At 69.5% G+C, this 16,662-nt stretch carries 18 protein-coding genes and 1 pseudogene; 5 read left to right on the forward strand and 14 right to left on the reverse strand.

The window, feature by feature from the left end:
• Nucleotides 1-30: 30 nt before the first annotated feature.
• Nucleotides 31-2,292 carry a DNA internalization-related competence protein ComEC/Rec2 gene (locus WPS_RS01315; RefSeq protein WP_317996064.1) on the reverse strand — a complete coding sequence of 754 codons (2,262 nt, stop codon included), beginning with the start codon at nt 2,290-2,292 and terminating at the stop codon, nt 31-33.
• Nucleotides 2,293-2,506: 214 nt separating this feature from the next.
• On the opposite strand from WPS_RS01315, the gene WPS_RS01320 reads away from it, so the two are divergent.
• Together WPS_RS01320 and WPS_RS01325 are read left to right on the forward strand one after the other, a co-directional pair.
• Nucleotides 2,507-3,922, forward strand: a complete 1,416-nt coding sequence (locus tag WPS_RS01320; RefSeq protein WP_317996065.1) for an ammonium transporter — start codon at nt 2,507-2,509, stop codon at nt 3,920-3,922.
• Nucleotides 3,923-4,099: 177 nt separating this feature from the next.
• A complete protein-coding gene (locus WPS_RS01325) occupies nt 4,100-5,050 on the forward strand; it encodes an NAD-dependent epimerase/dehydratase family protein (RefSeq protein WP_317996066.1) in 951 nt (316 codons plus the stop codon).
• Between the two features lie 9 nt (nt 5,051-5,059).
• Here the strand turns inward: WPS_RS01325 and WPS_RS01330 are convergent, their stop codons facing one another.
• The 5 genes and pseudogenes from WPS_RS01330 to leuS form a co-directional block, all read right to left on the reverse strand.
• Nucleotides 5,060-5,488, reverse strand: coding sequence for a cupin domain-containing protein (locus tag WPS_RS01330; RefSeq protein WP_317996067.1), 429 nt, complete (start codon nt 5,486-5,488; stop codon nt 5,060-5,062).
• Nucleotides 5,489-5,583: 95 nt separating this feature from the next.
• Nucleotides 5,584-6,513 (reverse strand): sigma-70 family RNA polymerase sigma factor, encoded by a 930-nt coding sequence (locus tag WPS_RS01335; RefSeq protein WP_317996068.1) that lies wholly within the window; start codon nt 6,511-6,513, stop codon nt 5,584-5,586.
• A 10-nt stretch (nt 6,514-6,523) separates the two neighbouring features.
• The gene (locus WPS_RS01340) at nt 6,524-6,655 is read right to left on the reverse strand and encodes a hypothetical protein (RefSeq protein ID WP_317996069.1); all 132 of its coding nucleotides are present in this window, start codon (nt 6,653-6,655) and stop codon (nt 6,524-6,526) included.
• A gap of 1 nt (nt 6,656) precedes the next feature.
• A pseudogene (locus WPS_RS01345) lies at nt 6,657-7,358 on the reverse strand (DUF899 family protein).
• Nucleotides 7,359-7,501: 143 nt separating this feature from the next.
• Complete coding sequence (leuS, locus tag WPS_RS01350) at nt 7,502-9,988, reverse strand: leucine--tRNA ligase (protein WP_317996070.1); 2,487 nt, start codon at nt 9,986-9,988, stop codon at nt 7,502-7,504.
• A gap of 76 nt (nt 9,989-10,064) precedes the next feature.
• On the opposite strand from leuS, the gene WPS_RS01355 reads away from it, so the two are divergent.
• The 3 genes from WPS_RS01355 to cysE all read left to right on the forward strand — a co-directional run bounded on the left by WPS_RS01355 (nt 10,065) and on the right by cysE (nt 12,122).
• Complete coding sequence (locus WPS_RS01355) at nt 10,065-10,757, forward strand: ComEA family DNA-binding protein (RefSeq protein WP_317997585.1); 693 nt, start codon at nt 10,065-10,067, stop codon at nt 10,755-10,757.
• A 65-nt stretch (nt 10,758-10,822) separates the two neighbouring features.
• Complete coding sequence (locus WPS_RS01360; protein ID WP_317996071.1) at nt 10,823-11,230, forward strand: hypothetical protein; 408 nt, start codon at nt 10,823-10,825, stop codon at nt 11,228-11,230.
• Nucleotides 11,231-11,285: 55 nt separating this feature from the next.
• A complete protein-coding gene (cysE, locus tag WPS_RS01365) occupies nt 11,286-12,122 on the forward strand; it encodes a serine O-acetyltransferase (protein WP_317996072.1) in 837 nt (278 codons plus the stop codon).
• Between the two features lie 132 nt (nt 12,123-12,254).
• Here the strand turns inward: cysE and WPS_RS01370 are convergent, their stop codons facing one another.
• The 8 genes from WPS_RS01370 to tsaE are packed head-to-tail and all read right to left on the reverse strand — an operon-like array spanning nt 12,255 to nt 16,644.
• Nucleotides 12,255-13,235 carry a TPM domain-containing protein gene (locus tag WPS_RS01370; RefSeq protein WP_317996073.1) on the reverse strand — a complete coding sequence of 327 codons (981 nt, stop codon included), beginning with the start codon at nt 13,233-13,235 and terminating at the stop codon, nt 12,255-12,257.
• 56 nt (nt 13,236-13,291) lie between these two features.
• The gene (locus WPS_RS01375) at nt 13,292-13,420 is read right to left on the reverse strand and encodes a hypothetical protein (RefSeq protein ID WP_317996074.1); all 129 of its coding nucleotides are present in this window, start codon (nt 13,418-13,420) and stop codon (nt 13,292-13,294) included.
• On the reverse strand, nt 13,417-13,818 hold the full coding sequence (gene rsfS, locus WPS_RS01380; protein WP_317996075.1) for a ribosome silencing factor: 402 nt from the start codon (nt 13,816-13,818) through the stop codon (nt 13,417-13,419). The genes WPS_RS01375 and rsfS overlap by 4 nt, the downstream gene beginning before the upstream one ends.
• Entirely contained in the window at nt 13,754-14,344 is a 591-nt protein-coding gene (yqeK, locus tag WPS_RS01385; RefSeq protein ID WP_317996076.1) for a bis(5'-nucleosyl)-tetraphosphatase (symmetrical) YqeK, read from the reverse strand. Before yqeK ends, rsfS begins: the two co-directional genes overlap by 65 nt.
• Nucleotides 14,341-15,045: an energy transducer TonB gene (locus tag WPS_RS01390; protein WP_317996077.1), complete on the reverse strand. Its 705-nt coding sequence runs from the start codon at nt 15,043-15,045 to the stop codon at nt 14,341-14,343. The genes yqeK and WPS_RS01390 overlap by 4 nt, the downstream gene beginning before the upstream one ends.
• Nucleotides 15,042-15,599, reverse strand: a complete 558-nt coding sequence (rimI, locus tag WPS_RS01395; RefSeq protein ID WP_317996078.1) for a ribosomal protein S18-alanine N-acetyltransferase — start codon at nt 15,597-15,599, stop codon at nt 15,042-15,044. The genes WPS_RS01390 and rimI overlap by 4 nt, the downstream gene beginning before the upstream one ends.
• On the reverse strand, nt 15,596-16,249 hold the full coding sequence (tsaB, locus tag WPS_RS01400) for a tRNA (adenosine(37)-N6)-threonylcarbamoyltransferase complex dimerization subunit type 1 TsaB (RefSeq protein ID WP_317996079.1): 654 nt from the start codon (nt 16,247-16,249) through the stop codon (nt 15,596-15,598). The genes rimI and tsaB overlap by 4 nt, the downstream gene beginning before the upstream one ends.
• Complete coding sequence (gene tsaE, locus WPS_RS01405) at nt 16,246-16,644, reverse strand: tRNA (adenosine(37)-N6)-threonylcarbamoyltransferase complex ATPase subunit type 1 TsaE (RefSeq protein ID WP_317996080.1); 399 nt, start codon at nt 16,642-16,644, stop codon at nt 16,246-16,248. The genes tsaB and tsaE overlap by 4 nt, the downstream gene beginning before the upstream one ends.
• Nucleotides 16,645-16,662 lie beyond the last annotated feature (18 nt).

Consider the following 16,662-nt stretch of genomic DNA (forward strand, 5'->3'; position numbering starts at 1 on the left):
GCGATGACCGCGGCCCCGTTTCGCTGCGCATCAGAACGCTTCGCAGCGAATCATCGTGTGCGGCTCTTGCGAATTGCCGATGGTGATCGCACCGCAGGTGTCGGTTCGAAGGATGCGGCTCCCGGTCGAGCGCCAGGTGTCGATCGTCGCCGCGGCCGGGTGACCGAACGTATTATGCCGGCCGACGGAGATGACGGCGATCGCCGGACGGACGTGTGCTGCGAAGTCCGGGGTCGAAGCGTAGGCGCTCCCATGGTGCCCGACTTTCACGACCTCGGCGTGGAGATCGTCGCCGGACCCGATGAGCCGTGCTTCCGCGGCCTCGCCCGCGTCGCCCATGAGCAGTTCGCGAAATCCGGCATACTGCAGCATGGCCACGATGCTGTTCTCGTTCACGTCGTCGCCGGTGCCGGCGAGGAACGGCTCCGCCGGCGCGAGGACGTCGAGGATCACACCGTCGCCGGACGTCCAACGCAGACCGCGCCGCGCGATGACGATCGGCACGTCATGCTTCTTCGCCGAGGCGATGCAATCGCGGTACGCATGTCCGCCGTAGGGCTGGCCGGAGTCGAAGATCATCCGCACCGGCATCGCCTCGACGATGGGCGAGCAGCCGCCGACGTGATCGCCGTGCGGATGCGTGTTCACGAGGAGATCGATGTGTGCGATCCCTTGCCGACGCAAGTACGCGAGCACGACGCGCTCGCCGACCTGTTCGGCGGGTGACGTTCCGCCTTCGGCGACGCCGCGCTCCAGGCGGCCTCCGCTGTCGATGAGGATCGTACGGCCGCGCGGCGTGCGCACGACGATGCCGTCGCCTTGGCCGACGTCGAGCATCGTGATGGTGAGGCGTCCGTCGGGCGGCCGCAGCGTTGTGAACATCACCGCAGCGGATGCCAGCGCGAGCAGCCCGATCGCGCCGTGCAGGCTGCGGCGGGCGACGAGCGCACTTGCGACGGCCGCTGCGTCGTAGAGGACGATCGCGACCGCCGGCGGCGGTGCAACGAACGCCTGCGATCCCGGGAGCAGCGCGACGATCCGAACGACCTCCAGCATCGCCGAAACGTCCCAATAGGACGCGCTTGCTGCAAGCGTTCCGGCAAACGGGATCGGCGCGAACGCGAGCGTCGCCGCGCCGCACACGATTGCGAGCGCCGTGCCCGGGACCACCAGAGCGTTGGCGAGCACCGCATAGGGCGCGATCGTCCCGAACACCGCCGCGCTCAACGGCCACACCCCGATCTGCGTCGCGATCGTGAGCGCGAGCGCTTCGCGCAGGCGTTCGGGCAAACCGCGCTTCGCGAGCATCTGCTCGATGACGCGGGCGAACAGCACGATCGCGCCGACGCACGAAAACGAGAGCGCGAACGATACCGTCGCGACCGCGGCCGGCCACAGCGCGGCGACGGCGAGCGCGGCCAGCGCGAGCGCATTCCACGACACCAGACGCGCGCCGCACGCGCGCGCCAGCAGTGCGGCCGATACCATCACCGCGGCACGTTGAGACGGCAGGTGCGCTCCGCTCAGCCACGCGTATGCGACGACGAACGGAATCGTTCCCAGCGACGCGACGATGCGCGATGCCCTCAGCAGGCGAAGGAGCGCGAGCACGAGGCCGGCGACGACGCCGAGATGCAGGCCCGCGGTCACCAGCACGTGCACCGTGCCCGTCGCCTGAAACGCCGCGCGCAGGTCGGGCGGCAGCGTTCCGCGCTCGCCCCACAGCGCGCCCGCGACGAACGTCGCGTGGGGTTCGGGAAGCTGTGCGCGGAGGTGCGCGGCCAGCGCTTCGCGCAGCCGCGCCGCCCACGTCCGCGCGTCACGCGGGTCCGGTGCGTCGCGCGCCATCACCATGCCGTGCAGCGTGCCCGACAGCCCTTCGCCCAGCGCGATCGCGCGCCGCGACGGCTCGCCGGGATTGCGCGCTTCGTCGAACGGCTCGAGCCGTCCGCGCACGACGAGGCGCTCCCCGGCGCGCGCGTCGCCGCGCACCGTCACCTGCAATGCGACGCCGCCTGCGGTCGTGCACGGAAAGCGTGCGGCACCGTCGGCGCGTCGGACGTCGCCGACGATCGTGCACGCGATGCGAAGCGTTCGCGATTCGCGATCGACGATCGGAGGCGCACCGCGCAACGCGCACCACGCCAGCGCCGCAAGCGCGAACGCTCCGGCGATGCGGGTGCGCCGGAGCGCGAGCGCGCACGCGATTACCACGACGGCGAACGCGGCGGCCGCCGCGCCTGCTGACGTCGCGGCGACGGCCGCGACGAACGCTGCCGCCGGCAAGAGCAAAGGAGCGCGTCCCACGCTTCTCGTTCACGCGTGCCGGCACCATCGCAAGGACGCCCGACAAAACTCGCAGCCCTCCGCCCGCTCGGAAGGGGCCCGTTGTCCGGATGGAGGGTCGGTCCGCCCGACCCTTACGCGGTTGTCGAATGGCTCGCGCCGCGATCTCCGTTACGCTACGGGCTCCACAGTCTCACTACTGGGCGGAGGTGTTTGTTCGTTGGATTTCCTGGCCGATGCTAATCCCTACATCGCGGCGCCGAGTTTTCTGAACTCGGGCGACACCGCGTGGCAGCTCACCGCTGCCACATTCGTCGGGATGCAGAGCATTCCGGGACTTGCGATTCTCTACGCGGGGCTCGTGAAGAAGAAATGGGCGCTCAACTCGGCGGTCATGTGCTTCTACGCGTTCTCGATCGTGCTGCTCTGCTGGGTGCTGTGGGGCTACAACATGTCGTTCGGCGTGCCGCTTTGGGGCGACGGACTGAAGATCATGGGCTCGGCGTTCCAGGTGCTTGGAATTCCGCATCCCGCGATCGGCGCCGAAGGCGAGATCGGACAAGCGGCAATCCCGCTCGCGGGCGCCGGCTTCCCGCCGCTGCGGTTCGCCGGTTCGGCGATGATTTATTTCCAATTCGTGTTCGCAGCGATCACGCCGATCCTCATCGCGGGCTCGGTCCTCGGACGCATGAACTTCAAAGCGTGGATGCTGTTCGTTCCGCTGTGGAGCTCGCTGGTCTACACCGTCGGTGCGTTTGCGCTGTGGGGCGGCGGCTGGCTCGCGGGGATGGGCGCCGTCGACTACTCGGGAGGGTACGTCATCCATCTCGCGGCCGGCGTCTCGGGCTTCGTCGCTGCGGCGATGGTCGGCCCGCGTCTGCTCGAAGACCGCAAGAGCTTCGATCCGAACAACTTGATTGTCGCGCTCGCGGGCGCCGGGATCTTGTGGCTCGGCTGGAACGGCTTCAACGGCGGTGACCCGTACTTCGCCAACGCCGACGCTGCGGCGGCCGTACTCAACACGAACATCGCGACTGCGGTCGCCCTGCTCTGCTGGCTCGTGCTCGACATGTTCGCGCTGGGCAAACCGTCGGCGGTCTCGATGATCAACGGGATGATCGTGGGCCTCGTCGCGATCACCCCGGCGGCCGGCTACGTCGACGGCTACGGCGCGATCGCCACGGGCGGGGTCGCCGCGCTGGTCGCGTGGTTCAGCCTCAACAAGATCGGTCAGATGGCGTTCATGAAGCGCGTCGACGACACGTTCGGCGTGCTGCACACGCACGGCGTCGCCGGCCTCATGGGCGGTCTGTGCGTCGGGCTCTTCGCCAACCCCAACATGATCGAATACCTCAGCGGCGACAAGAAGACGTCGCCGGTCTCGGTCTCGGGTCTGTTCTTCGGGAATCCGAAGCAGCTGTGGCTGCAGTTCTTCGCCGCGGTCTGCATCATCGTGTGGAACGTGATCGGGACGTACATCGTGCTGAAGATCGTCTCGCTCGTCGTGAAGCTGCGCGCCAGTGACGGTGAAGTCGAGGGCGGCGATCTTGCGATCCACGGCATCGATCCGGTGCCTTCCTACTTGCCGCCGACGTCAAACGGGACGCCCGTCGCGCCGGCCGCGCCGGTCGGCTGAGTTCCATGTCACGCTGAGCGTGTCGAAGCGCCGCCTCGATCGAGCATATCGGTGGCGGCGCCGCGACACGCTCAGCGTGACGCGACGCTCGGCGTGACTGTGATGCAGCGCCGACGCAGTGCGAGCAAGCGTTGCGGCGCGGGAGAGTCCCCGCAGGGGCCGAACCCAACCGGCCGCATGCGTATCGTCGTCACCGGCGGAGCCGGATTCATCGGATCGCACATCGTCGACGCGTTCGTCGCCGAAGGGCACGACGTCGTCGTGCTCGACAGCCTCTGGTCGCACGGCGGCGGCCGTCGCGAGAACATCCCGGAAAACGTGTCGTTCGTGCACATGGACATCCGCGACGACGGCGTGCACCGGATCTTCGCCGAGTTCAAGCCCGAGATCGTGTGCCATCACGCCGCGCAGCACTCGGTCGCGATCGGTGCCCGCGATCCGAAACTCGACGCGAACGTCAACGTCATCGGGATGCTCAACGTCCTCGACGCGGCGGTGAAAGCCGGAACGCACAAGGTGATCTTCGCTTCGAGCGCCGCGACGTACGGCGACGTCGACGCGATGCCGGTCGACGAGACGTCGCCGCAGCGCCCGGTCTCGCCGTACGGCATCACCAAGATGGTGACCGAGCACTACCTGCGGTTCTTCGCGTCCGAACACGGCCTCGACTACACCGCGCTGCGCTACGGCAACGTCTACGGCCCGCGCCAGGATCCCAACGGCGAAGCGGGCGTCATCGCGATCTTCCTTGGGAAGTTTCTCGCCAAGGCGGGGATCCGCATCGACTGGGACGGCGAACAGACGCGCGACTACGTCTACGTCGGCGACGTCGTCCGCGCCAACGTCGCGGCGCTCGCCGCCGGATCGAAAGAGATCTTCGTGATCGGGACCGGCAAACGCACGTCGGTGAACGACATCTACCGCGCGCTCGTCGAGATCACCGGGTTCGAGGCACCGGTCACGCACGCGCCGCGGCGCCCCGGCGACGCGCGCGAAGTCTACTTCAACTCCGCCAAGGCGAAACGCGACCTCGGCTGGGAAGCGCAGGTCTCGCTCGTCGACGGGATGCGCGCAACGTACGACTACTTCCGCGAGCGCGAGAAATTCATGGGCGGCGTCGGCGCGTAACGCCCCGCGTCACGGAAGCGGGTGGATGTCCGTCGCGGCTTGCGGCGGCGTTTTGAACGCGACGATCTTCAAGTTCGCGTCGGTCGTCCCGCCGTGCGGTGTGCCCGCGGGGATCACGAGCATCGTCCCCGGTTTGAGCGGGACTTGCTTGTCGCCGAGCCACTCGGTCCCGCTCCCGGCGAGGACGATTTGGATCTCGTTCGCGTCGGCGTGATAGTGCTTGAACACCGTGCCGATCTGGACCGCGCCGGTCGCGCCGTCCGCTGCCAAGAGCGCCTTACTGCGTAGATTCGGCGTCGCGGGAGCCGGCGTGGCGAGATCGGCCGGCGTGAGTGCACCGAGATCGTAGACGGCGGGCTGCAGCGGCGCTGCCGCCGCGCGCGCGGGCTGCGGCAGGTGCGCGAACGCCGCGCCCGCCGTGAAAGCGACGGCCGCCACGGCGACCGTGCGAAGTGCTGGGAGTTGCATGGCCCTCCATTCGCGGCGACCTCCGCCCCGCCTCGGCGCGACCGGATACGTCGGATGCCGGCCGCTCACGCCGGCCGGTACCGAGCGCCGGCCGCGACGTAGGGCACGTAGCGGAAGTCGCGGATCGAAATCAGGCGCCCGCCTTCCGACGCGATAATGATGAAGTACGCCGGCTGCGCGTCCTGCCCGGGACGGAAGATCGCGACGGCGGGCAAGCCGTCGACGACGCCGGACTCGGCGCGCAGGTGTTCGCTCTTCACGAGCTCGCGGTAGCGCTCGTAGTAGCCGGCCCGGATCGCGCGCTGCTTGACGCGCGACACGATGTCGAGTTGCGCTTCCTCGGCGAGCAAGGCGCGCAGTCCGTCCCAGTCGCGCGCATTGAAGAGCGCGACATAGCGCCGCAGCATCACCGCCTCTTCGGCTGACGCGGGCGCCGTGGGACGATCGAGGACCGCGCGCGGCGTGACGGCGAGCGTGTGACGCGCGCGGGATAACGCGGATTTGACGGCGCCGACCGTCGTGCCCATCGTGTCCGCCGTCTGCTCGAGCGAGGGTCCGAGCACGTCTTTGAGCAGCAACGCGCTGCGCTGCACCGGCGGCAGCTCGACGAACACCGTCAGCGCCGCCTCGACGAGCGACGGATCGACCGCGTCGTCGTCGCCGGCGGGTGCGGCGCGGTCGGGGGCGTCCGCAACGAGCTCGACGTGCCGGCGCTCGTATCGTTTGAGAAAGTCCATCGCGGTGTTGTGCGCGATCCGGAAGAGCCATGGGCGCAGGTTGGGCGGTTCGGTCATCTGCGCGAGCGCGTAGAACGCTTTCGCGAGCGTCTCTTGCACCACGTCCTCGCCGTCGATCGCCGAGCCCGTCATGCGCGCGGCGTACCGGTGCAGTTCCGGCCGGATGTCGTCGACGAGTTCCATGAACCCGTCGCGGGCGTCCGTCATGGCCGGCACGAGCGTGCGCGCCTTGTCCTCCATCCCCGCGGCTACCGGCATCGCCGTGCCGTTACCTACCGCGCCGAAGTGCGGCTTCCGCGGCGATCCGCAGCACGACGAGCCCGACGCTGATCGCGAGGGCCGACGGCGTCAGCAGTTCTTCGAAGGGGATCCCCGCGATGTGGCCGACGAGCGGCAGCATCTCAGCCGGCCTCGCGTTGCGGTTTGAGTTCGGAGAGCGCGGCGGCGACCACGTCGTTCCACTTGCCGTCGCGCGCGTGCCCATATGCGTCGTGCCAGTTCCACCACTGATACGGGTCGCTCTTGGGATAGCCGTCCGGCAAGTCTTGCCACGCTTCCTGACGTCCCAGCGGCGTGATGTCGAGGTAGTCCCACGTACCGCCCATTGCTTCGTCGCCGCGATTGTTGACCGAGTACGTGCGGAACACGCGGTCGCCGTCGCGGAAGAAGACGTTGTGGCCGTGCCATTGGTCCACACCGAAGTCGGCATCGAAGGTGTCGGTGATCGTGTACCACGGCATGGTCCACCCCATCCGGGCCTTGAGCCGAGCGATGTCCTGCTGCGGCGCGCGATGCGAACGCGAGCGTCACGTCGCGCGCGTGAGATGCGCGACATGCGCGACCTGGTCCGCGCACATCGAACAGCCGATGCACGCGTGATCGGGCCAACCGTGGACGCCGGGTTCGAAGAACGCGCGGTACACGATGAGTTGGGAACGTCCTTCGAAGAGGTCGAGCAGCGTCGCTCGGCCGCCGGGGCCTTCGAAGACGTACGGTTTCTCCACGCGCAGCCACGGCAGACGCCGCCGCTCGGCGGCGAGTGCGTCGCCGGCGCGCATGTGGGCTTTTTCCTTCAGAGCAGCGCTTGACGCGCGGCTTCCCATTCGGCAGCCGAGACGATCGGGGGCGTGCGCATTTCGGGCGAGATCATCGGTATTCTCCTGAGTCGGGACGGGATCTACCGAGATGACGACCGAGGGGAGCGAAAAGATACGGCCGGGATGCTTCGAGGGGGCCTTCGACGAGCTCAGGGTGACGTGACGATGTTGAGCAGTTTGCCCGGGACGAAGATGCGCTTGCGGACCTGCTTCCCGTCGATCTGCGCCGTCACGGTCGGCTCGCGCATCGCCAAGGCGAGCGCGTCGTCTTCGGCGATCCCCGGCGCGGTATCGATGCGCGCGCGCACTTTGCCGTTCACCTGGATCACCAGCGTGATCACATCGACGGCGAGCGCGGCGGGATCGGGCTCGAGCCACCGTTCGAGGTGCACGCTCGCGTCGTAGCCCATCCGCGACCACAACTCGTCGGCGAGGTGCGGTGCGAACGGCGCCAGCACGATCGGCAGGGCGTGCACGACGTAGCGCAGGGCCGCGTCTTCCGCACCCAGATCGCGGATCGCCGCGGTGAGCAGGTTGATCAGCTCGTCGAGCTTCGCGGTCGTGACGTTGTAATGGAAGCGCCGCGTCAGCGTCTCGCCTTTGCCTGATTCGAGCGCAATGTGCAGCGCGCGCACGAGTTCGCGCTGCGCGTCGCCGGCCATCGGCGGGAGCACGTCGAGCGGGACGGTGCGCGCGCCGGCGGCGATCGGTTCGGCCGCGCGCCAGACGCGCTGGACGAAGCGCACGCGCCCGACGATCCCCTCGTCGGTCCAATCCAGCGCATCTTCCGGCGGCGCGGCCTTGAGCAGGAAGAGCCGCATCGCGTCGACGCCGTAACGCTCGACGGTCTCGTCGATCCCGACGACGTTGCCGCGCGACTTCGACATCTTCTCGCCGCCGTACAGCAGCGTGCCTTGGTTGAAGAGGCGCGTGAACGGCTCGTCGTCGCCCGAGAGATACCCCGCGTCGATCATGAACTTGTAGAAGAAGCGCGCGTAAAGCAAGTGCAGCACGGCGTGCTCCGCGCCGCCGATGTACTGGTCGACCGGCATCCAGTTCGTAGCGATCTGCGGATCGAACGGCTTCGCCGCATCGTGCGGATCGAGGTAGCGCACGAAGTACCAGGACGAATCGACGAACGTATCCATCGTGTCGGGATCGCGCGTCGCGGGACCGCCGCACCTGGGGCACGTCGTCTGCATGAAGTTCGCGTCGTTGGCGAGCGGCGAACCCTGCCCGGTGAAGTGCACGTCTTTCGGCAGCAGCACCGGGAGCTGCGCGTCGGGGACGCCGACCATCCCGTCGGTAGGGCAGTACACGATCGGGATCGGCGTGCCCCAATACCGCTGGCGCGAGACGAGCCAATCGCGGATGCGGTAGTTGATCGCTAGCGAGCCCCGGCCCATCGCCTCGAGCCGCGTCGTGATCGCGCGCCGCGCCGCCGCGGACTTCATCCCGCTATACTCGCCCGACGCCATCAATTTGCCGTCGTCTTCGTACGCTTCGTGGAGCGGCGCTTGCAGCGAGCCGTCGGCGGTCGTGATCACCTGCGCGATCGGCAGCCCGTGCTTCTTCGCGAAATCGAAATCGCGCGCGTCGTGCGCGGGGACGCCCATCACCGCGCCGGTCCCGTATTCGGCGAGCACGTAGTTGGTCACCCAGATCGGGATCTGCTCGCGCGAGAGCGGGTTGATCGCGTAGGCGCCGGTCGCGACGCCGGTCTTCTCCATCAGCTGCGTGCGTTCGAGCTCGCTCTTGCTGCGTAGACTCGCCGCGAACTCCTCGATGCGGTTGCGGCTCTTCGGAAAACGTTCGAGGATCTGCGCGACGACGGGATGCTCCGGAGCGACCGCGACGAACGTCGCGCCGAACACCGTGTCGACGCGCGTGGTGAAGACGTCGATCCGCGCATCGAGATGCTCGACCTCGAACGAGAACGTCGTCCCCTCGCTGCGGCCGATCCAGTTGCGCTGCATCGTGCGGATCCGCTCCGGCCAGCCGCTCAGGCGATCGAGTCCTTCGAGCAGGCGATCGACGTAATCGGTGATCTTGAAGTTCCACTGCGCGAGGTTGCGCCGTTCGACTGCGGCGCCGCAGCGCCAGCAGCGTCCGTCTTCGACCTGCTCGTTGGCGAGCACGGTCTGATCGACCGGGCACCAGTTCACCGGCGCTTCGCGCTTGTACGCCAACCCGCGCTCGAACATCCGCAAGAAGAACCACTGATTCCAGCGGTAATACTCGGGATCGCAGGTCGCGAACTCGCGCGTCCAATCGTAGCTCGTTCCCATCAGACGCAGCTGCCGGCGCATGTTTTCGATGTTCGAGCGCGTCCAGGTCTCCGGCTCGATCCCGCGCTGAATCGCCGCGTTCTCGGCGGGCAGCCCGAACGCGTCCCAGCCCATCGGGTGAACGACGTTGAAGCCGAGCATCCGCTGGATGCGCGCGATCGCGTCGCCGAGCGTGTAGTTCTTCGCGTGACCGACGTGGAGATCGCCCGACGGATACGGCAGCATCTCCAGCACGTAGTATTTCGGTCGCGGGTCGTCGTCGCGTGCGACGTAAATCGCATCGCGCTCCCAGCGCTGCTGCCACGCGCGCTCGACGGCGCGAAAATCGTAGCTGCGTTCGTCGGACATTCGCGGTCTCTGCGTCGGCCCGACCCCGTCGCCCTCTTGCCGGCGTACACGGAACGCGTGAACGAGCGGCGTGAAGATGGTGCTGATCGTCGCAGTCGCCGCCGCGGGCGGCGCCGCCCTGGTGTTCTTCCGTCCGGCGCCGCCGGCGATCCCCGGTGAGCCCGCCCGCACGGGATGGTCGTTCCCCGCCTCGCCGCCGCCGCGCACGCCGTCGCGTGCGCGTGCGCCGGAGCGCGCGTTGGTGTACGTCGCGGGCGAAGTGATGCATCCCGGCGTCTACGCGGTCTCCGGCGACGCGCGCGTGCGCGATGCCGTCGCGCTCGCCGGCGGCCTGCGGCCGCAGGCAGATCCGGTCTCGGTCAACTTCGCGGCGCACCTGCAGGACGGCGACGAGGTCGTCGTGACGGCCGAGGGTGGCGCCGCACCCGCGACGGCGACGCATCACCGCCGCGCCGGGCATCGGAAGCGGCACGGAAAGCATCGACATCACCGCCTCGACGCGCGTACGCTCCCCGACGGCGCGTCCTCGAGTGTCTCCGACGGTGCGTCGCCGAACCTCTCCGACGCGCCGTCCGCTCCGGTCGATCTCAATGCGGCGTCGGCCGCTCAGCTCGCCGCGATCCCGGGGCTCGGACCGCGCCTGGCGGAGCGGATCGTCGCGTTTCGCGACGCGAACGGGCCGTTCGATTCGCTCGACGAGCTGCTGGACGTCGCGGGCGTCACCGAAGCGCGGCTCGACGCGATCGCGGCCGCGGCGCGCGTGCGCTGAATGCGTCGCCGGCCCGCAGCGGCCGCTCGCCGGGATTGTCTCTCACGCGTCCGGTACTAGAGGGCATGTTCGAGAATCTTCTCAACCAGGCGCAGTCGTTGCTTGGCAGCGCGTCCCCGCAACAGGTCGCCGACGCGACGCGAGACCACGTCGCCGACGCCGATCCGGGGCAATTGGCCGATCATCTCACCCAAGGCGCGCAGGGAATGAACGGAAGCCAGCTCGCCGCGCTCGGGACGAGCCTGCTCGGCGCACTCAGCGCGCACGGTCACGACGAGGCGACGGCGCAGGACGCCGGCGTCGATACGAACGCTGCGAAAAGCGGCGATCAGCAGAACGTCGTCGCGCTCATCCAGCACGCGCAGCAGAATCCCGGCGCGCTGCGCGACGCGGCGGTCTCGTTCGTCCAGCAGAACCCGCAAGTGCTCCAGCAGCTCCCGGGCCTGCTGCAGGGCGTCTTGAGCCGGTTGTAGTCATCCGGCTCGGCGTGCCGCACCCGACGCGGTTCGCGGCGGGTTCAAGGGCGCAATGAGCCTGCAGATCTCCCAGCCGCCCGAAGCGGACGCCGCTGACCTCGTCAAGCGCCTGTGGACGATCCTGCGGGACGACGCCCGCCGGATCCAGGGCGGCGAGCCGGTTCTCGTCGCGCTGCTGCAGCGGACGATTGCGGGCCGTTCATCGTTCGCGGATTCCCTCGCGCACGTGCTCGCCGGAAAACTCGCAGGCGCCGGTGTCGACGAAGCCGCGCTCCTCCAGGTTGCGGCCGGTGCGATGCGCGACGATCCGTCGATCGCGCTGAACGCTGCCGCGGATCTCTGCGCCAATCTCGAGCGCGATCCGGCGTACCGCGACGCGGTCACGCCGTTTCTCTACGCCAAAGGATTCCACGCGCTGGAATGGCAGCGCGTCGCGCACGCGCTGTGGAACGCAGGCAGCGCCGACTTGGCGACGTTCATCGAAGGGCGCGTCAATGACGTGTTCGCCGTCGACATCCACCCGGCGGCGCGGATCGGCCGCGGCGTGTTCATCGACCACGCGACGGGCGTCGTGATCGGCGAGACCGCGGTCGTCGGCGACGACGTCTCGATGCTGCACGGCGTGACCCTCGGCGGCACCGGGAAGCAGCGCGGTGACCGGCACCCGAAGATCGGCCGCGGCGTCCTGCTCGGCGCCGGTTCCACGGTCCTGGGCAACATCACCGTCGGCGAGGGCGCGAAGGTCGCTGCCGGCAGCGTCGTAATCCGCCCCGTCCCCCCGTGGACCACGGTCGCCGGCGTCCCTGCCGACGTCGTCGGTCACAGCTCCGCCGGCGAGCACCCGGGCCAAACCATGGACCAAGCCTTCGTCCTCGACTTTCAAATCTAACGCATCGTCACGCTGGCCGCGTCGTCACGCTGAGCCCGTCGAAGCGCAGCCTCCATCACGCACGAAGGGCGCCCGGATCACTCCGGACGCCCTCGCCGTTCGCCTTCACGCTGCGTCGGACGCAGGCGTCCGCTACCAGCCGCCGTCTCCGCCCCCGCCGCCGGAATCGCCGCCGCCCCAACCCCCGCCGGAGTCACCGCCGCCCGAGTCGCCCCACGACGACCCGCCGATGTTCGAGGTGTCGATCTGGCCGGGCTGGTCCTGCCAGCCGCCGGCGTCGGCCTGCTGGCCCGGATCGAACCCACCGGCCGCGTAGCCGCCGCCGTCTCCGACGTCGCGCCGGCCCCCGAAGAGCTCGTTCCCGAGCCACGCGCCGCCGAGCCCGCCGAGCAGGCCGCTCCAGAAACCGCCGCCGCCCCCGCCGTAGCCGGGGCCATAGCCGGGGCCGTACCCGCCGCCGTAGCCGGGTCCGGGCCCGTAGCCCGGCCCGCCCATCATCCGCGGCCCCGAGAGCGCGCGGAAGATCCCGCGGATGACGAAGAAGATCACGGCGAGGATGATGATCCACCAGATCCATCCCATGTTGAAGCCGCCTCCGGTCTCGCTGCTGCGGCTCGGGCTCGCGACGGCGCCGGCGGGACGCCGGCTGCCGTTGAGCGAGCTCTCGTGGCCGCGATAGGTGTTGATGATCGTGCTGACCGCGTTCTCGACGCCGCCGTCGTAGTCGCCGGTCTTGAAGGACGCGCGCATCGTGCGCGCGATCGTCTGATACGAACCTGCCGGAAAGTAGCGCGAGGCCGCCGTCGTCCCCGCGATCCGGATCTCGTGCTCGTTCTTCGCGATGAAGATCTCGACGCCGTTGACCTGCTGCTGCGCGAAGCTCCGCTCGATCGCGGCGTCGGGCGCGACGCCGCCGAGCGTCGGCGTCGTGACGACGACGACTTCCTTGCGCGTCTGCGCGTTGAAGTCGCCGACTTGCTGGTTGATCTGCGCGATCGCCGTCGGCGAGAGCAGGTGGGCGTCGTCGATCACGTAGCTCGTCCGCGCGAACGCGGGCGAGACGCTGGTCGCCAGGGCGACCGTCAGGGCAGCAAGCGCCGCCAGCGGTTTCATCGGTGCATGTCCTCCGGTGGACGAGTACCCGGCCTCGCGCGGGAAGTTGCGATGGGCTAGTGGACGGAGACGACGACGAGCGCGACGCCGACCGAGGTGAGCACGAAGATCGCCAGCAGCACCCACGTGAATGCCTTGGCGACGCCGTTCCACTTGCGATCGGTCCGGTACGGTTTGGGTCTCATTGCGCTTCGGCGCGGGCTTCGGCGACGCGGCCCCACAACCGTTCCAGGTTGTAGAACTGCCGCTGGTCGGGCGTGAACACGTGCGCGACGACGCTGCCGAGGTCGATCAGAATCCATCCGCCGTCGGCGTGCCCCTCGAGGCGCGGCCGCAAGCCGGCCGCTTCCGCGGCGTCGACGATCGCGTCGGCGATCGAGCGGGTCTGGATCGCCGACCGCCCGGTCACGACGACGAAGTGGTCGGCGACGATCGTGCGCCCGTCGAGGTCGAGGACGGCGAGATCTTCGCCCTTCTTGTCCTCCGCGGCGGCGCGGACCAGGGAGACGAGGTCGAGTTCAGACAGAGCGCTGTTCCTTCCCGAGGCCGTAACGGCCGGCGGCGGCGAGGGTCTGCGGCGCAACGTCGAGGCTGCGGCGCGTGAGATAGGCGATCGACGAAGCGAGCACGCCGCGCATCGCCGCGTCGCGATCTCGCAGGGCCAGCGACGCGAGCGCCGCGCGGCCGGTGAAATCACGTCCCGGCTCGAGCCCGTCGGCGAGGTAGACGACCTCGTCCAGCGGGCTCATGACCTCGGCCGCGACGGTATGTTTGCGGATCGCGGAGAGCACCGCCTCGTCGTCGATCCCGAACTGCTCGCGCGCGAGCTCCGCGCCGAGGCGCGCGTGCAGCACGATCGGGTTGGCGCGCTCGAATGCGTCGATCGGCATCCCGCGCCGCTCGCATTCGCGCAGCAGCCGGTCGGCTGAGTAGAGTCGCGCCAAGTCGTGGAGCATCCCGGCGACGCGCGCGCGTTCCGCGTCGATCCCGTGCGCGCGCGCGAACCGCGCCGCCGTCCGCGCCACGCGCAGGACGTGCGCGGTGCGATGATCGGAACCGAGCTGCGCGCGCACGGCGCGCGCCATCCGCACGAACGCGAGCCCGCTCAATGCCGGATCTCGCGCAGGACGCTCGCGCCGATCCCGCGTCCGCCCAGCATCGCCGGAGCGTACGCGTCGTGTGCGACGCGCTTGAGCAGATCGGCGTCGAAGGCCTCGTCGTCGCTGGGGACGACGATCGCGGTGTTGCGCACGACGCCGCTGCGGTCGAGATCGAGCCGCACCACCGTCGCGTGCGCGCCGCTGCCGTCGGCGACTGTGCTGTGCCGGAGTTTGGGCGCGACGAAAACGAGCGCCGCCTGCTGCGGCGTCCCCTCGCGCACGTATCCCAGCCGCAGCAGCGTCGCGCGGTCGCCGACGACGACGCGCGCGAGCAGCGACGACTTCGGATCGAACGCGAGCACGACGTCGGACTCGGGACCCTGGCGGAAGACGCGGTAGTTCGGGCCTTCCGTCTCGGCCGACGCGGCGAGTTCGTCGCGCGCGCCCAGCGACGTGGTGGCGCCGAAGGTGAACCGTCGCCGCGTGCCGTCGACGTCGACCGTGTACGTCGTCCCGGGCGGCATCGCGACGTCGAACGCGTGCACGGTTCCGTCGTCGTCGACGATCGCGTCGAAGCGCGCGGCACCGTCGGTGAAGGCGACGTGCTGTCCGTCGTCCTTGGTTGCGACCGCGGCGGGCGTACCGTACGTCCGCACGATCGCGGAGAGCGGGCGGTGCAGCAGATCGACCGGCGGCGGCACCATCGTCACGGGCGGCGTGCGATCTCGTCGTCGAGCGCGGCGCGCAGCGCGCGCAGGCGCGCGGCGTAGAGCTCACCTTTCAAGTTGCCGGCCCACATCACCAGCGCGTTCTCGCCGTTGTCGCTGTAGTAGCCGCGGCGCGTCGAGACGGTCGTGAAGCCGTACTTGCGGTAGAGCTTCTGCGCCGAGTCGTTCGATTCGCGCACCTCGAGCGTGATCCACGACGCGCCGTGCACGATCGCTTCGTCGAGCAGCGCGATGAGCATCTCCTCGCCGAATTTGCGGCCGCGCTGATCCGGATGCACGGCGATCGTGGTGATGTGCGCGTCTTCGAGGATCGACCAGATGCCGCCGTAGGCGACGATCGCGCCGTCGTAGCGGCCGGTGAAATAGTGGGCGAGCTTGTTGTCGCGGATCTCGTTGGCGAACGCGTTCACCGGCCACGCCGTGCCGAACGAGAGCGCCTCGATACGCAGCACGGTGGGGAGATCGGTCGTCGACATCCGGTCGATCGCCAGGCGTTTGGGCGCGCCCGCACCGGCGGGGTTCAGTTCGGCCTTCACGAGCGCTGCGCGCGCGGTTCGCTGACGGCCGGACGTTCGCCGTAGTCGGGTGCGAGGGCGTGCGGCGTCGGGCTCGGTTCGCGGGTGCGGGCGAGTTCGGCGATCGCGACGGCGGGGGGTTGCGCTCGAGGCAGAAGCGCTCGCACAGTCAACCCGCGTTCGGCGATCTGCGCGAGCACGTCCTCCGTATTCCCGCTCACGGAGAGGGTGCCGGCGGTTCCCGCCAGCAGCCGGTCCAGGACGCTCGCGGTCGGCCCGCACGCGGTCCGGGCGCCCCGGTCGTCGCGCAGCCGCGCGCAGATCACGCCCGGCCGGCCGGCGACGACCGTCAGGCTCGGCAGCGGCGCGGCGGCGGGCTCGAGCGCGTCGTACGACGAGATCCCGACCAGCGGGACACCGCTGCCGTAGGCGAGCGATTTCGCGTACGCGACGGCGATCCGCACGCCGGTGAACGATCCCGGGCCGATCCCGACCGCGATGCGGTCGAGGTCGCGGAGCGCGAGGGACGCGCCGCCGAGCAGGTCCGCGATCCGCTCGAGGCCCCGCTCGAGCGCGTCGGCCCGGCCGCCGCCGCCGGAGCGCATCTCCCCGTCGAGGTCGAGCGCAGCCGAGAAGCCGTCGAGCGCCGCGTCCAGCGCGAGGATCTTCATCGCAGCCGCCGCACGCGCACCCGCCGCGGCCCCGCGCCCGCGCCGTCGATCGTGACCTCGACGCGCGCCGCCGGCAGCCAGTCTTCCGCGCGTTCCGGCCATTCCACCAGCGTGATGCGGTCGGGAGCGAACGCTTCGTCCAGCGCGAGATCGGGAAGCTCGGCGGGATCGTCGATGCGATAGAGGTCGACGTGTTCGACCGGCGGCGTTCCCGGGTACGTCTGACGAAAGACGAACGTTGGACTGCTGACCGCGTCGTCCGAGCCGTGCAGCGCACGGACGAGCGCCCGCGCCAGCGTCGTCTTTCCGGCGCCCAGCGGCCCGCGCAAAACGACGACGTCCCCCGGGGCGAGCGTCGCAGCGACCCGGACGGCGAACGCGTCGAGCGCGCGCAAACCGTCGAGGACGTCCTC

Source organism: Vulcanimicrobium alpinum (assembly GCF_027923555.1).
Lineage (GTDB): Bacteria > Vulcanimicrobiota > Vulcanimicrobiia > Vulcanimicrobiales > Vulcanimicrobiaceae > Vulcanimicrobium > Vulcanimicrobium alpinum.

Bases quoted from the DNA above. Each gene is read 5' to 3' on its own strand.
- WPS_RS01325 (WP_317996066.1), top strand. From the start codon at position 4,100: ATGCGTATCGTCGTCACCGGCGGAGCCGGATTCATCGGATCGCACATC.
- WPS_RS01335 (WP_317996068.1), bottom strand. From the start codon at position 6,513: ATGCCGGTAGCCGCGGGGATGGAGGACAAGGCGCGCACGCTCGTGCCG.
- WPS_RS01340 (WP_317996069.1), bottom strand. From the start codon at position 6,655: ATGCTGCCGCTCGTCGGCCACATCGCGGGGATCCCCTTCGAAGAACTG.
- leuS (WP_317996070.1), bottom strand. From the start codon at position 9,988: ATGTCCGACGAACGCAGCTACGATTTTCGCGCCGTCGAGCGCGCGTGG.
- WPS_RS01355 (WP_317997585.1), top strand. From the start codon at position 10,065: ATGGTGCTGATCGTCGCAGTCGCCGCCGCGGGCGGCGCCGCCCTGGTG.
- WPS_RS01360 (WP_317996071.1), top strand. From the start codon at position 10,823: ATGTTCGAGAATCTTCTCAACCAGGCGCAGTCGTTGCTTGGCAGCGCG.
- cysE (WP_317996072.1), top strand. From the start codon at position 11,286: ATGAGCCTGCAGATCTCCCAGCCGCCCGAAGCGGACGCCGCTGACCTC.
- WPS_RS01370 (WP_317996073.1), bottom strand. From the start codon at position 13,235: ATGAAACCGCTGGCGGCGCTTGCTGCCCTGACGGTCGCCCTGGCGACC.
- WPS_RS01375 (WP_317996074.1), bottom strand. From the start codon at position 13,420: ATGAGACCCAAACCGTACCGGACCGATCGCAAGTGGAACGGCGTCGCC.
- tsaB (WP_317996079.1), bottom strand. From the start codon at position 16,249: ATGAAGATCCTCGCGCTGGACGCGGCGCTCGACGGCTTCTCGGCTGCG.